Annotated in this window: 14 protein-coding genes and 2 pseudogenes; 5 read left to right on the top strand and 11 right to left on the bottom strand. The window is 70.2% G+C overall.

What is annotated here, in order from left to right:
- Nucleotides 1-429: 429 nt before the first annotated feature.
- Entirely contained in the window at nt 430-1,335 is a 906-nt protein-coding gene (locus ACWGDB_RS25350) for a hypothetical protein (protein ID WP_453824506.1), read from the top strand.
- Nucleotides 1,332-2,678 (top strand): hypothetical protein, encoded by a 1,347-nt coding sequence (locus ACWGDB_RS25345; protein ID WP_453824505.1) that lies wholly within the window; start codon nt 1,332-1,334, stop codon nt 2,676-2,678. Before ACWGDB_RS25350 ends, ACWGDB_RS25345 begins: the two co-directional genes overlap by 4 nt.
- A 116-nt stretch (nt 2,679-2,794) precedes the next feature.
- Here the strand turns inward: ACWGDB_RS25345 and ACWGDB_RS25340 are convergent, their stop codons facing one another.
- From ACWGDB_RS25340 to ACWGDB_RS25325, 4 genes are all read right to left on the bottom strand, one after another.
- Nucleotides 2,795-3,262: a hypothetical protein gene (locus ACWGDB_RS25340; protein ID WP_453824504.1), complete on the bottom strand. Its 468-nt coding sequence runs from the start codon at nt 3,260-3,262 to the stop codon at nt 2,795-2,797.
- A 222-nt stretch (nt 3,263-3,484) separates the two neighbouring features.
- A complete protein-coding gene (locus tag ACWGDB_RS25335; RefSeq protein WP_453824503.1) occupies nt 3,485-3,616 on the bottom strand; it encodes a hypothetical protein in 132 nt (43 codons plus the stop codon).
- A 498-nt stretch (nt 3,617-4,114) separates the two neighbouring features.
- Entirely contained in the window at nt 4,115-5,074 is a 960-nt protein-coding gene (locus tag ACWGDB_RS25330) for a CU044_5270 family protein (RefSeq protein ID WP_453824502.1), read from the bottom strand.
- Nucleotides 5,067-5,699, bottom strand: a complete 633-nt coding sequence (locus ACWGDB_RS25325) for an RNA polymerase sigma factor (RefSeq protein WP_453824501.1) — start codon at nt 5,697-5,699, stop codon at nt 5,067-5,069. Before ACWGDB_RS25325 ends, ACWGDB_RS25330 begins: the two co-directional genes overlap by 8 nt.
- 100 nt (nt 5,700-5,799) lie before the next feature.
- Between ACWGDB_RS25325 and ACWGDB_RS25320 the strand changes: the two are divergent.
- Nucleotides 5,800-6,102, top strand: a pseudogene (locus tag ACWGDB_RS25320) (metallophosphoesterase family protein); the annotation flags it as partial.
- 83 nt (nt 6,103-6,185) lie between these two features.
- On the opposite strand, the gene ACWGDB_RS25315 reads toward ACWGDB_RS25320, so the two are convergent.
- The gene (locus tag ACWGDB_RS25315) at nt 6,186-7,223 is read right to left on the bottom strand and encodes a transposase (protein WP_453824500.1); all 1,038 of its coding nucleotides are present in this window, start codon (nt 7,221-7,223) and stop codon (nt 6,186-6,188) included.
- A gap of 143 nt (nt 7,224-7,366) precedes the next feature.
- Between ACWGDB_RS25315 and ACWGDB_RS25310 the strand changes: the two genes are divergently transcribed.
- Nucleotides 7,367-7,660 carry a hypothetical protein gene (locus tag ACWGDB_RS25310; protein WP_453824499.1) on the top strand — a complete coding sequence of 98 codons (294 nt, stop codon included), beginning with the start codon at nt 7,367-7,369 and terminating at the stop codon, nt 7,658-7,660.
- 15 nt (nt 7,661-7,675) lie between these two features.
- Here the strand turns inward: ACWGDB_RS25310 and ACWGDB_RS25305 are convergent, their stop codons facing one another.
- A complete protein-coding gene (locus ACWGDB_RS25305) occupies nt 7,676-7,831 on the bottom strand; it encodes a hypothetical protein (protein WP_453824498.1) in 156 nt (51 codons plus the stop codon).
- 180 nt (nt 7,832-8,011) lie between these two features.
- Entirely contained in the window at nt 8,012-8,161 is a 150-nt protein-coding gene (locus ACWGDB_RS25300; RefSeq protein ID WP_406207720.1) for a hypothetical protein, read from the bottom strand.
- A gap of 388 nt (nt 8,162-8,549) precedes the next feature.
- Between ACWGDB_RS25300 and ACWGDB_RS25295 the strand changes: the two are divergent.
- A pseudogene (locus ACWGDB_RS25295) lies at nt 8,550-9,943 on the top strand (transposase); the annotation flags it as partial.
- Nucleotides 9,944-9,956: 13 nt separating this feature from the next.
- Here the strand turns inward: ACWGDB_RS25295 and ACWGDB_RS25290 are convergent.
- From ACWGDB_RS25290 to ACWGDB_RS25275, 4 genes are all read right to left on the bottom strand, one after another.
- The gene (locus tag ACWGDB_RS25290) at nt 9,957-10,331 is read right to left on the bottom strand and encodes a hypothetical protein (protein WP_453824497.1); all 375 of its coding nucleotides are present in this window, start codon (nt 10,329-10,331) and stop codon (nt 9,957-9,959) included.
- A gap of 207 nt (nt 10,332-10,538) precedes the next feature.
- Nucleotides 10,539-11,804 (bottom strand): multidrug effflux MFS transporter, encoded by a 1,266-nt coding sequence (locus tag ACWGDB_RS25285; RefSeq protein ID WP_453824496.1) that lies wholly within the window; start codon nt 11,802-11,804, stop codon nt 10,539-10,541.
- 3 nt (nt 11,805-11,807) lie between these two features.
- Entirely contained in the window at nt 11,808-12,452 is a 645-nt protein-coding gene (locus ACWGDB_RS25280) for an NAD(P)-dependent oxidoreductase (RefSeq protein WP_453824495.1), read from the bottom strand.
- 23 nt (nt 12,453-12,475) lie between these two features.
- Nucleotides 12,476-13,228 carry an MBL fold metallo-hydrolase gene (locus ACWGDB_RS25275; protein WP_351513174.1) on the bottom strand — a complete coding sequence of 251 codons (753 nt, stop codon included), beginning with the start codon at nt 13,226-13,228 and terminating at the stop codon, nt 12,476-12,478.
- Nucleotides 13,229-13,282: the final 54 nt, after the last annotated feature.

Below are 13,282 nucleotides of genomic sequence, written 5' to 3'. Positions count from 1 at the left end.
TCGCTTGAGGCGTGCCGCGCCTGCTCCTGCGGCTCGGCTTCGGGGAGTCAGGTGCCGTGATCACTCCGACCGGCGCGGGCCCGGATCACACGTATGGGGCTGCTGGAATCAACTCGCCTTCCGGCCATGGTCGTTCACGCGATTCGCTGCGGCGGGTCATTCACACCGTGCCATGCTGTGCGCACGCTCTGCGACGACGCCGAGCCGCTTCGGGGGGAAGAGACATTGGCACGCAACGATCCCGGTCGACCGTCGGTGGACCCGCCGCACCCGCCGAACCCGCTGCCGGGCGGCACTGGTTCCGGGTCCGGGTCCGGGTCCGCCAACCGCCCGACGCCACAGCCCGATCCGGCGGCGCCGGAGCCATCTGCTCCCGATCCTCCATCGACCGATCCGCCGCCCGCTGGTGCGCCGCCCGGTGAACCGTCATTGGCCAATCCGCCGTCGGGCAATCCGGCGTCGGGTGATGCCGACGACGAGGGGGACGGCGAGGACGGCCGCCCCCGCACCAGGCGCGCCCATCTGGTGGGCATCGCGGTCGCGGCCGGTGCCGCGCTCGGGACCGCCGTCATATCCGGCTTCGGCGCGCACTTGGTCTCGGGCGTCATGGGCCTGTTCCGCGACGATCCTTCGGCACGGTCCGCGGTGGCATGGGACGCGACGTGGCGCGATCCCATGAACGGGTGCGAGGCCGGGAGGGGCAGAGTTCAGCCGGTACGGCCGAGCAGGCTGGGGCCACCCGGCGACCTCGCCGCCACAGGTGTCATCGCCCGCGGGAACGTCCTGGTGGTGACGGTGCAAAGCCCGTCGGCGGCGGCCGTCGTGCTCACAGGGGCTCGCGTCGAGGTGGTCGCCCGCAGGAGCCCGATCGCCGGCACCTTCGAACCACCCGCCGAGGGATGCGGCTCCTTCAGCTATCGCTCCTTCGTACTGGACCTCGACAAACCGAACCCTCTGCTTGCCCCGGCCCGTGAGACCGACGTGACCGGAGAAGAGGGCGGCGCGGAGCCTGCCGGTCAGGGGCAGGACCGCTCCGTCACGTTCCCGTTCAAGGTCTCCGAGGGGGACCCCGAGCAGTTCTGGATCCGGGTGGACACGCGTACGTGCGACTGCGACTGGGTCCTCCACCTGGATTGGATCGACGGCGGCGAGCGCCGGGAAACGGTGGTCTCCGACCACGGCGAACCGTTCCGCACCACGTCCGTCGCGGACTCCCCGTCGTACAGCTACGACAGCGAGCGCTGCCAATGGCGGCCCGATGCCCGCTGCGAGGACTGCGCGCCGGCGCCCGCCGCCGCACCGGGCGTGTCTCCGGCCACGGGGACGACGCCATGAGCCGCCGCCGGCCCGGCCTCCGGGTGATCGCGGTGCTGGCAGTGATGGTCGTGGCGGCTGTGGTGATCGTCGTCCAGGCGGGCCCCTGGTCCGACGACCGCCCCGAGGGACCCACCTACGACTCGTGGGCGCAGGTGTCGGACACCCGGCTTCCCGAGGGTTTCGAGACGCGTGCCGCGACGATGACCCCGTACGGATTCGTCATCGCCGGCATGGCGAGCGAGGAGGATCCCTCGGCGGAACTCGGATTCCGGTTGCTGCCCAAGGCTTTCGTGTCGTCCGACGGCCGCACGTGGCAGGCGGCCGATCTGGGACCGGCGGGCCGCAACGACGACCTCGACGCGATCGGGGCCGTCGCCATGTCCCGCAAGGTCGGCTTTCTCATGGCCTCGGGTCGGCAGACCACTCAGGTCTGGACATCGAAGGACGGCCGACGGTGGACGCCCGCCGCGGGGCCGGGCCGCGGCACACCGCCGCCGGCGGGAATCCTGCACGGCGCGGCCGGCACCGATACGGGTGTCGTCGCCCTGATCCAGCCGACGGACAACCCCGACCAGGGCGCGGACACCGACGTGGAGATCTGGGCCTCCGTGGCCGGCTGGACCTGGAGGCAAATCGCACAACCTCTACCGCGTCAGGAGTCAGAACTCTTCGAACTCGGTGTCTTCTCCCTCGACGACCAGGTGACGACGGCCGGCTACCGACAGGATCCGCCGCCGCCCGCGGCTTCGCCCGACGACACCCCCGCATCCGTCTACTGGCCCGCCGCGTGGACCTCACCTGACGGCAGCGGCACCTGGACGTCGATGGCGGATCGGCTCCCCGGTGCGCTGTGGCCGACGGCGGCCCTGACCTACAAGGGCTCCCCGCTGATCTGCGGCGCCACGGTCGCGACGCCTGAACGCACGCGCGCCATGGACACGTTGGAATCGCCCTACGACGTGCACGGCCCACCCGCTTGCTGGACACGGAGCTCCGACGACTCCTGGAAGCGGATCGGTCGTTTCAGGACGGGACAGCTCCCCGATCCGACCGCCGTACCGCTCACCGAGCAGCGGCTGTCGAGCGTGGTGGACGCCGACGGAACGCTGATCGGCGTGGGCGCGGCGAACCTCCCGGACGGGAAGCGGACCGTCGGGGCCGTCTGGACCTCACGGGACGGACGCAACTGGTCCGAACTGCCCGCCTCCGACAATGATTTGGTCTCCTCCACCGCGACGATCGAGCTGCGCCATGTACTGCGGCACGACGACATCGTGATCGTGGTCGGCAAGGAGGAGACGTACCGGGACACCGAGCCGTTCCATGAGGAGTACACGAGGATTTGGATCCCCAAGCCCTAGTCGGCGCACCGCCGTTCAGTCGGGCGGCGCGCCTGCCGGGATCGGGTTCATTTCTTGGGGGTGCGGCGCCGGCAGAGCGACGGCTTCAGCAAGTCACCCAGCCACCCAGTCACGAGTCACGCTGCACTGCCTACATGGCGTCCCGTCTTCGCCCGCGTACGGGCTGGTCTGATCCGGTAGGTGGTTTTGGACGGATCGATGACGGGCTCGCCCAGTTCGATGCGTCCGCCGGAACGCAGCTTGTCGCACACGTCGGTGGGCAGGGCGACGTAGCAGCCGCCTCTGCCTGTGGTGGAGTCGACCGGGCGCCAGTAGCCGTAGCGGGTTCGTCCGCCCTCGTGGACGGTCACGAAGACGGGTGTGCGGGAGTCGGACACGATGCGCAGCACCTCGGAAGCGAGGGCGTCGGGCGGCACCGTGGATCTGGGCGGGTGCAGTTGGAAGGGTGCACTCAGGCCGGCGAGGTCCGTACGGGCCACCCGCCCGAGCCGGTCGGGGTCACCGCGGCGCGCAGGGTGAACCGTGTCGGCAGCAGAGTCGGTGTCCGCGACGGAGTACGAGGCGCGGGAGGTCGCGAGGGGCATCTGTACGGCCTTTCCAGGGTGGAGGACGGACAGCGCGCGCCTCGTTCCGAACCCGACGTTGATCTTGCTGGACCGCATTGTTGCGCCTGCCACTGACAATGCGTCCCCCGTCGCTGCGCGGCGCTCGTGCGGACCGCTCGACGCACCGAAGGCGCCGACACGACTCGCACTCTTCAGCGAACAAGGGGCGCCGGTAAGAACACTGTGACCGACCCTGCTGGCTTATTGCGCGGTGGCCTCGACGGTGTCCTCCGACTTGCGGTTCAGCTTCGGCTTGAGGTCGTTGAACCTGTTCTTGACGTGCGGCGTGGCCTGCGCGGCAACGATGCCCGGCGCGGCTACGGCTGCGACCACCTTGATCACGTTCTCAAGACGCGCTGCGGAAACTCGGCGTCCCGGCCGAGAAGGGCCCCACCTCGGCCATCCGCCGGCTGGTCCGGTCGCGAGTAGCAGCGGTACAGCGGCTAACGGTGATTGATCTTGGTCAGCTGGCGCAGCGATCGGCGGTCGTGGGGCAGTTCGGGCAAGCCCGCTGAACGTGCTCGTGGCGTGGCCACGTTCACCGCGTGCCGGTGGAATTCCTGGCTGGCGAGAAGGCCGTTGTCTGGACCCCTCGCGTTCTCTTGCCGTGCTGAGCCGGGGCTCTTTGTCCCTGACAGCGTCAGGGACATGCCGTTTCAACCCCGGACCGCCGTATCGACGTGGCGTGCGCGACGCCGGGCGGCGAGGTCCTCGGCTGCGGCATCCCCACTGATCTCCATCCCCACTGATCTCCCGGAGGCAAACCTCGGGGCCGCCGGCACCATTTGCCGGTGCCGGCGGCCCTGCGGGTCCCGGCCGCGGGACAGCGGCCTACGGGCGCTGCTTCACCCGGTCGACGATCCCCCAGTCCACTACGTGCGACAGCTGGATGTACTTCTTCTTCCCGGAAGCCGAGATCCGCTCGTCGCGGAAGCCCAGGAATTCATACGACGCCGGGTCGAAGATCAGGTACTTGTACGTGCGCTCGGCATGGGCGATCCCCACCCCGGTCCGCCCTGCGGAGTCCTTCACTCCCGGGATCGTCTTGACGCCGGGCACAAGGGCCAGCGCCTCGTACGCCGCGGGGCGCAGTCCCCGGGGCAGCACCGGGTTCTTCAGGAGCTCGCCGAGCAGCCAGTAGGCCTCGTACCGTTCGAGCTTGTCGAGATCGCTGATCGACCGGTCGTCGGACGCGCCGAGGGAGATGATGGCCGAGATGAGCTTCTCCGGGTCCTGGGGCAGCTTCTTCAGCTCGCTCCACTTCCGGGGTGGCCACACCCCGCCGCCCTTCCCCGCGGGCTCCTCCCACATCTCGCGGCCCAGTTCCATGGTCAACGAGGGCTTGGAGACGTCCACCGAGTCCCACATCTCGTCGGTGTAGGTCTTGACCTTGCCGGTCTTCTGCTCCGTCTCCTTGATGATCCGCTTCGAGTAGATGAACTGGTCGTCGCGCGGCGCCACCAGCTCCTTCTCCTGCTCGCGCTCCCACGCCGCCGCCCCGTTCAGCACCACCGCGGCGGCGTTCTCCACCCGCGGGGTGCTCGTGCCCGGTGCGCCGCCCTCGCCGGAGCCGTCCGAGCCGAGCAGCACCGCCGTCCCCGTAACCGCCGTGGCGACCACCGCGGCCGACGCGAGGCGCAGTGCATGGCGGCGACTGGGGCCGGTGCCGGTGCGCTGGTCCGCGTGGGCCATCGCGTTGAGCAGCCGGTGCCGGGCCCGGTCCCGGGCCGGACCGGTGAACGGGGCCGCGTCCGCGTCCCACTCCCTCAAGAGTTCGAGTTCGTCATTCATGGTCGGATACCTCTCGCAGTGCCGTCGGGTCGGATCCGCCCAATGCTTCGCGCAGCTTGCTGCGAGCCCGGTGCAGCCGTGATCTGACCGTGCCCACGGCAATACCGAGGGCCTGGGCCGCCTCCCCGTAGCTGAGATCCCCCCAGGCCACCAGCAGCAGCACGTCCCGGTGCCGAGCGGGCAGCGCGACCAGCGCCGCCGCCAGCTCCCGGCGTACGGCCCGCGCCACCACTCGGTCCGCGGCCCGGTCGGCCAACGGCTCGTCGTGGTCGGCGAGGGCCGGGACCCGGGCCATGGCCTTGAACCGGCGGGCCTCAGCCCGCCGATGCCGGCCGACCAAGTTGGTCGCTATGCCAAACAACCAGGGCCGGGCGTCGGCGCCCGCTCCGCGGGCCGGGTCGTAGCGATGCCGCTGCTGGAATGCGGTGGTGAAGGTCTCCGCCACGAGGTCATCGGCGACCTCGCCGCCGAGGCGGCGGGCCGCATAGCGGTGCACGGCGTCGGCGTGCCGGTCGAAGAGCGCGGCGAACGCCTCGGGCTCATCCCGGGACCGCGCGATCACTGAGGCGTCGCTCTCCGCATCGGCACGCGCGGTGCCGATGCCGACGCCTGGTCCGACGGTCATCGGGGCTCCTCTCGTCCAAGGGACGATGCTCGAATACGTGGGCTTTCACCTGTCCTTCGCCCATCGCGCCGAAGCGGTTCCCTCAGACCCCCTCGGCGACACCGTGGTCTGCGGCAACACTCACATGCCATTCATCCGCCTCGCCCACGGCCGGCTCGTGATCAACCCCGGCAGCGTCGGCCTGCCCTACGGACGGACCGGAGCGCACTGGACCCTGCTGGGCCCGGGCGTCGAACTCCGTACCACGCACTTCGATATCGAGGCCGCAACCACCCAACTCGGCCACGACTCGTCCTATCCCGACATCACCGAATGGGCCGACTACTTCCTGCACGCTCGCGCGACCGACGCCGACGCCCTCGCAGCCTTCGCTCCACGGGACGGACGCGACCACAGTCCGTGACACTCGCGCCCCATCCACGACAGCGGGCAGCCGAAACCGACTACACGGCCAACGACGCCTACCAATCTCAGACCCCAATTCGGTTACGCCGCGCAGGAGATCGAGTCGGGCAAGGTGACTGACGCGGGTGCGGTCGAGCGAGTGGCCGTTCCACCAGGCATCGAGGCGTATGAGGTTGAGCGCGACGGCGGAGAAGACGTGCTCCAGGTGGGTCTTCTGGAGACCAAGGTAGCGGGCACGCTCATCCCGGTGACCGCGACGGCCTGGTGGATGGTTCCCTCGATGCCCGCGTGGGTTCCGTACTTGGCTCGCCACTGCTCGTCGCCCTGCTGGAGGCGGGCATGGTCGAGGACTTCTCGAACCTCGCGCGGTTGCAGGGAGAGGGTCCTGCCGCCGGTCTTCGAGCTGGTGCACTGGTCGCGCACCGGGCAGGGGCGGCATGTCTCCCTGCTGAACTTGATGACGATGGCCTTGGTACCGCGCAGGATGGCAGGGCTCCACCAGGTGCTGGTGTCCCCGCGTGGGCAGGTGGCAGGCCGCTTGTCCCAGCCGATGGTGAACGCGGTGCGGTCGAACCCGGCGCCGGCACGCGCCTGGGGTGAGCTGTTCATGAGGACCGGGGTGACCAGGGTGACCCCGAAGTTCTTCCTGATGCCCACGATCAACTCGGCGGAAGCGTAACCGGAGTCGAGGAAGTGCTCGGCGGGCAGGAGATCGCGGGCAGCGAGCATGTGATGGACCGGTTCGGTCATTTCCGCGTCGGTCACTGTGGCCTCGGTGGTCGCGATGCCGGTGATCAAGCGCGGCGGCGGTCCGTCGGCTCCTGGGATCAGCGCCTGGCCGTCGGCAGCCGGGTTCTGGTCATCGGCATCGTCGCAGGACTCGCTGATGTGGATCTTGTAGCCGGTCCACCAGGAGCCCTGTTTGAGGCCGTAGCGGGCGTCGGTGTCGTACGGAGAGGCCAGCCTCAGTCTGCCGGGCGGCAGGTCTTTGCTCTCCCGCCGCTTCACCTCCGCTCCGGCTTCGGACACGGTGCGGTGGTAGTTCTGCACCCCCATCGTGCGCAGGACCTGCACCGGCGGGAGTTCGCGCAGCCAGGACGGAGCATCAGGGGCATGCACCGCCTCCAGCAGCCCGAACCCGTCCCGGCCGCAGAGCCAGAGCCATCACCTCGCGCTCGCTCGTGGAAGCCGGCGGTCGCCAGGAGTGAGTCCGCGGGTCGCAGCGTTCGGCCCATTCCTGAACGGGCACCGCCAGCTCCAGCGTGTTCAGGTCGCGTACCGCCGCTGGTGTCGGTGCGCTGCTTGCCTCCGGCCTTCACCAGGCCCCGGTCCTTGAGCGCGGTCAGCAGCAGGTCGAGCACCTTCTCCCCCATCCCGTGCCCGACCAGGCGCGTGCGGGGCTCGGGCAGCACCGAGCCGTCGAACCCGGGATCATCCAGCTCCAGGCCGAGGGCGTATTCAAGTCCATGCCGTACCGCACCCGATGCGCTGCCGCCCGGTCGGTGAGGTTCTCGGTGAACTGCAACACCGTCACCAGCGCCGGGCTGGCCAGGTGACCAGCCCGGCCTCCCTCAGGTTCCGAACGCCTCGGCGAACTCGGCGTCCGCGAACAACTCGCCCAGCTCGTCACGGACCCGGATCGCCAACGGGAACGGGCCCCGTGCCGCCACCGCCCGCGCCGCCTGCACGGTCAGTTCGGGCACCTTCGGCCACGGCCTCGGCCGCATCGACATTCCGCACCCCGCCCCCGACCGGACCGCCAAGACGGCCGCTGCTGTCCCAACCAACGAGCCGCCAGCCCCGCCGGGGCACGGAATAAGCCAGCAGGATCGGTGACAGCGTTCTTACCGGCGCCCCAACAACCGTGGGCGCGGCGCCCGGCCGCCGAGAGAAGCGCACCGGGCGCTTCAGTGGCGCCGCCCCCGCAGCTTGCCGAGCAGCCGCTGGGCCTGGGCCCGGCGCCGCGGGTCGCGAGAGGCCCGGCGTACCTCCTCCACGGCACGTCGCCCCTGCGGGCTCCTGCTGAACTGCTTGATCTTGTCCAATATGCCTGGCACGACTGTCCTCCTGAGACGCTCGACTACAACGCCCTTGCGATAAGGCCTCGTACGAACGCGGCTACCCCGGCCTCGTGGTCTCACCCCTGCCGTCGAGCGATGAGCTCGCAGAATCGCCTGCTGCGGCCACCCGCTCACTTCTTGCGCAGGGCGGACGGCAGGAACTTGTTGGACGCGGGAGAACGCGCCCAGCCGGTGGCGGTGCAGGGCGAGGGTATGAGTAGGTGCGGTACAGGAAGTGCCGCTGAGATTGATCATGGTCGGCTAGCACACGGGCAGCGGCTGCCGCTGGGGTTCGCGGGAAGCACGCCGGGCGGCTGTTGGCGCTGGTTACGGTCCGCCTCGTGCCGGTGGAGTTTCTGACTGACGAGCAGGCCGAGGCGTACGGGACGGCCGGGCCCGCCTGTCGGTGGACAAACTCGGCTCGGTGGGCGAGCCGGAGTCCCTGACCTGGCTGAAGACCACCACCGAGTCGATGCTGCCCAGGATCGACCTGCCGGACCTGCTGTTCGAGGTGCACTCCTGGACCGGGTTCCTCAACTCCTTCGGCCACGTCTCCGACCGGCGCACCCGCATGGAGGGACTGCTCGTCTCCCTCGTGGCCCTCCTGGTCTCGCAGAGCTGCAACATCGCGCTGACCCCGGTCATCGACCCGAACAACAAGGCGCTGACCCGCTCGCGGCTCTCGCACGTCGACCAGAACTACGTGCGCGCCGACACCATCGCCGCGGCGAACGCCGCGCTGATCGGCGCGCAGTCCCGCATCGAGCTGGCCCAGATGTGGGGCGGCGGACTGCTCGCCTCCGTCGACGGCATGCGCTTCGTCGTCCCCGTCAAAAGCATCAACACCGGCTCCTCGCCCAAGTACTACGGCTACAAACGCGGGGTGACCTGGCTCAATGCCGTCAACGACCAGGTCGCGGGGATCGGCGCGATGGTCGTACGCGGCACCCCTCGCGACAGCCTGTTCACCCTGGACACGCTGCTGAACCTGGACGGCGGGGTGAAGCCGGAGATGGTGGCCACGGACAACGCCTCGTACTCCGACATGGCGTTCGGCCTGTACAAGATGCTCGGCTTCCGCTTCGCCCCGCGCTTTCGCGACCTGGCCGATCAGCGGTTCTGGCGGGCCGACCTACCCGACGGCGAGGAAGCGGCCGACGGGTACGGGCCGCTGGACGACGTGGCCTGCAACAAGGTCAACTGCAAGAAGATCGCCACGCACTGGCCGGACATGCTGCGGGTGGCCGGGTCGCTCATCACCAACCAGGTCCGCGCCTACGATCTGCTGCGGATGTTCGGCCGCGAGGGGCACCCGACCCCGATGGGGGCGGCGTTCACCGAGTACGGGCGGATCGACAAGACCATGCACCTGCTCGCCCTGGTCGACCCGGTGGACGACACCTACCGGCGGCTGATGAACCGGCAGCTCACCGTCCAAGAGTCCCGCCACCGGCTCGCCCGCGCGATCTGCCACGGCGGCCGGGGCCAGATCCGCCAGGCGTACCGCGAGGGCCAGGAGGACCAGCTCGCCGCGCTCGGCCTGGTCCTCAACGCCGTGGTGCTGTGGAGTACCCGCTACCTGGATGCCGCCGTGGCCCGGCTCCGGGCCGAGGGCCACGACATCAAGGACGAGGATGTCGCCCGCCTCTCCCCCTCAAGGACCGGCACATCAACTTCCTGGGCCGCTACCTGTTCAACATCACCGCCAGCGGCCCCGGCCAGGGCCTGCGCCCCTCCCGCGACCCGGACGCGCCCGAGGACGGTGACGAGGAGGAGTAGCCCCGGTCAGTGGTCAGTCCGTCTCGAAGGCGTCCTCCCGCAGGTGCGCGGTAAGGAGCTCCGCGATGGTGTCCAGGGCGCCCTTGATGGCGAGGTGGTCGGCGCCCCTGACCGTGGCGTCCAGCAGCTCGCTGTCGCTCCGCACGGTGGTCCAGCCCCTCTTCGGACTGCGGTAGTCCTCTTCGCCGAGGGTGACGGTGATGGTGCGGCCGACCGGCAGGGACAACTGGAGTACGGTCTCGCCGGCCACGGCCTGCTGAACACCGAGCAGGTCGAGATCCCGCTCGGACGTGCGGGCGGCGAGCTGGTCATTGTTCTGGAGCGAGGCCCGGTGGGCGTGCGCGTAGCGCAGGGCGTCACGCAGCTTGCTGGCCAGGTCCTCGGCCATCTCGACGTGACGTTCCTTCTCGTGCCCGTCGAGGAGGCCCCGGTGTCCTATCCCTGACGGCCCTCCACGAAGGCGGGCAGCTGCAGGGATGCGAGCAGGTGCCCCAGACGGGCGGGAACGCGTTCCACGCGTCGCTGCACCCGACCGTCGTCGTACGTCTGTCACGCTGATCGCGGAATCACCCTGTTCGCCAGACACTGGCCCGATTCACTGGATGCCGGCTCGTCTGCGATCGATGTGCCGGCGCGGTCGCCGGTGCCCGGCAGGTCCTTGGCGAGCCGGCCTGCGAGTGCGCTCACCGGGCATCGACCGGGTGAGGACGCCGAGTGTGAGCAGAGCGAGCGCCGGCAGCACGGCGACGATGATTCCCATCGGCAAGGCGTTGGTGGCGCCACCCGCGCCGGCCAGCGGAGCAAGTGCCCCGCCGAACATGAACTGGCTGAAGCCGAGCAGAGCGGCGGCCGACCCGGCGTGTCCGCCGTGGTCGGCCAGGGCCTGGGCCGCGGCGTTCGGCATGACCAGGCCCACGCTGGAGACCAGGACGAACAGGCCGATCAGGAGCACGGGCAGGGGTGCCCGTGTCAGCACTGCACCCAGGACCGTGGTACCACCGGCTGTCGCGCCCAGCAGACCGGCGAGCAGCAGCACGCGGGCGCCGGCCCGGGCCACCAGCCGGCCGCTGATCTGGGCGGCCGCAATGAGTCCGGCGGCGTTGACGGCGAACACGGCGCTGTACTGCTGCGGTGACAGGCCGTGGATTTCCTGCAGGACGAACGGCGAGCCGGAGATGTAGGCGAACATCGCCGCGAAGACCAGGCCGTTGGCCAGGACGTACCCGGTGAAGACCCGGTCGCTGAGCAGCTGCCCGACGACAGCCAGCAGCGGCTGGCGTGACGCGGAGGACCGGGTCTCCGGCAGTCCTGCGGCGGAGGCCGCCAGCATCACGGCGCCGAGTACGGCCAGGGCCACGAAGATCCCCGGCCAGGCCGTGACGCGCAGTAGCTGGCCGCCGAGGACCGGCGCGAACACCGGCGCCAGGCCGGTGATCAAGGTCAGTGCGGAGAAGAGACGTGCGGTGCGGGTTCCGGAGGTGCGGTCGCGGACCATGGCGTTGGCGATGACGATGCCGAACGCCCCGCCGATGCCCTGGACCAGGCGTAGGCCGACGAAGGTCCGGACGTCGGGCGCCACCGCGCAGAGCGCGCTGGCGATCGTGTAGAGGGCGAGGCCCGCCAGCAACGGACGCCGCCGGCCGTAGGTGTCGCTCAGCGGCCCGGCGATCAGCTGCCCGATGGCCAGCCCGGCCAGGCAGGCGGTGATGGTGAGCTGGGTGGCCGCGGCGCTGGCGCGCAGGTCGCCGGCGAGGTCCGGCAGTCCGGGCAGGTAGCCGTCGATGGACAGTGGTCCCAGGGCCACGAGCGCTGCGAGCAGGACGATGAATCGGGTGTGCCGGCCGGCGGCGTCGTTGCTCATGGCTCAGTACGCCACGGTGATGCGGCGGCGGATCGCGGTGCCGCTCTCGATCGTGTCGGCCAAGGCGATCGCGTAGTCGGCGTACGAGATGCGGCTGTTGCCGTCGTCGTCGGTGAGCAGGGTGTCCCCGGCGCTGCGGTAGGTCCCGGTCCGCTCGCCCGCTCCGATGACCGCGGCGGGCGACACGTACGTCCAGTCGAGGTCGTGCACGCCGCGGTAGAGGTCGAGCGCTTCGGACTGGGCCTCGGCGTTGGCCTTCCACAGCGCGGGGAAGTCCGGGTCGTCCATGACCCGGGCGCCGGTCGGCGTGCGCAGGCTACCGGCACCGCCGATGGTGACCAGGCGGGTGACGCCGGCTCGGCGGAGTCCGTCGATCAGCGCACGGGCGGCACCGACGATCGTGGCGCGGTCGTTCTCCTGGCCGATCCGGGGGCCGACGGCCGACAGTACGGCGTCGTGGGAAGCGGCGAGGCCGGCGACCGCCGCGGGGTCGGTGACGTCACCGGTGGTCACGGTCAGGGCCTTGTGCTTGAGTCCGTCGACGTGGCCGGCTCGGGTGACCGCGGTGACGGTGTGGCCGCGCCGCAGTAGTTCCTCGGTGGTGGGCCGGCCGATGTTGCCGCTGGCACCGAACAGGACGATCTTCATGTGTTGCTCCTTGTTCCTGATGGTCAGAGGACGGGCTGGCCGTCGGCGATGATGGCCGCGGTGATGCCGCGCTCGTCGGCGGCGTGCTGGAAGCGCTGCTCGATGTCGGGTTGTTCGGTGTAGAACGGCGGGTTGTGGAACAGGCCGTAGTGCATGGCGCAGACGGTGCCGGCGCCGAGTGCGACGGCGGCCTCGACGCCCTGCTCGGGGGTCATGGTCGCCGGGACGTTGGCCGCGTAGCCCTCGAAGTGGGCGATGACGCCGTTGACCGGGACGAACGCGACGTCGAACGGGCCGTGGTCGCGGGCGATCTGCCACCAGCTGCCGTGCCACTGGGTGTCGCCGCAGTGGATGACCCGCCGGCCGGCGCCTTCGACGACCCAGGCGACCTGGTCACAGTCGTTACCGCGCCAGTCCAGCGAGGTCACCGGGGTGACGGTCAGCTTTCCGATGCGGCGTGACTGGCCCAGGTCCTGGGCAACGGGGGTGATGCCCACCTCGTGCAGCGCCGCCGCGCTCGGGGTGTGGCAGCCGATCGTGCCGGTGGCCGCGATCCGGGCGATCAGGTCGTGGTCGTAGTGGTCGGGGTGCAGGTGGGTGATGAGGGCGTGGGTGCCGGGCGGGGTATCGACCGGGTCGACCGGCCGGTGCGGCGGCCCCATCACCGGCGCCAGCGGAGCGACGTTCTCGAGCGGGTCGATCAGCAGGCGGGTGTCGCCGAGACGGATCTCGACGCCGGCCCAGGCCAGCCGACGCACGGAAAGGGTGGGGGTCATGGGCAGCGACGCTAGACCGACGTTGTTGAGAAAGTCAACAAGAGAGTTTTGAAT

This window comes from Streptomyces sp. NPDC055013 (assembly GCF_053608645.1).
Note: the sequence above shows the minus strand (reverse complement) of the source record. Positions and strands in the feature narration are given on the sequence as shown.

What these genes read in the sequence shown, in the direction of transcription:
- ACWGDB_RS25345 (WP_453824505.1), top strand. Translation starts at nt 1,332, where the DNA reads ATGAGCCGCCGCCGGCCCGGCCTCCGGGTGATCGCGGTGCTGGCAGTG.
- ACWGDB_RS25340 (WP_453824504.1), bottom strand. Translation starts at nt 3,262, where the DNA reads ATGCCCCTCGCGACCTCCCGCGCCTCGTACTCCGTCGCGGACACCGAC.
- ACWGDB_RS25330 (WP_453824502.1), bottom strand. Translation starts at nt 5,074, where the DNA reads ATGAATGACGAACTCGAACTCTTGAGGGAGTGGGACGCGGACGCGGCC.
- ACWGDB_RS25325 (WP_453824501.1), bottom strand. Translation starts at nt 5,699, where the DNA reads ATGACCGTCGGACCAGGCGTCGGCATCGGCACCGCGCGTGCCGATGCG.
- ACWGDB_RS25305 (WP_453824498.1), bottom strand. Translation starts at nt 7,831, where the DNA reads ATGCGGCCGAGGCCGTGGCCGAAGGTGCCCGAACTGACCGTGCAGGCG.
- ACWGDB_RS25290 (WP_453824497.1), bottom strand. Translation starts at nt 10,331, where the DNA reads ATGGCCGAGGACCTGGCCAGCAAGCTGCGTGACGCCCTGCGCTACGCG.
- ACWGDB_RS25285 (WP_453824496.1), bottom strand. Translation starts at nt 11,804, where the DNA reads ATGAGCAACGACGCCGCCGGCCGGCACACCCGATTCATCGTCCTGCTC.
- ACWGDB_RS25280 (WP_453824495.1), bottom strand. Translation starts at nt 12,452, where the DNA reads ATGAAGATCGTCCTGTTCGGTGCCAGCGGCAACATCGGCCGGCCCACC.
- ACWGDB_RS25275 (WP_351513174.1), bottom strand. Translation starts at nt 13,228, where the DNA reads ATGACCCCCACCCTTTCCGTGCGTCGGCTGGCCTGGGCCGGCGTCGAG.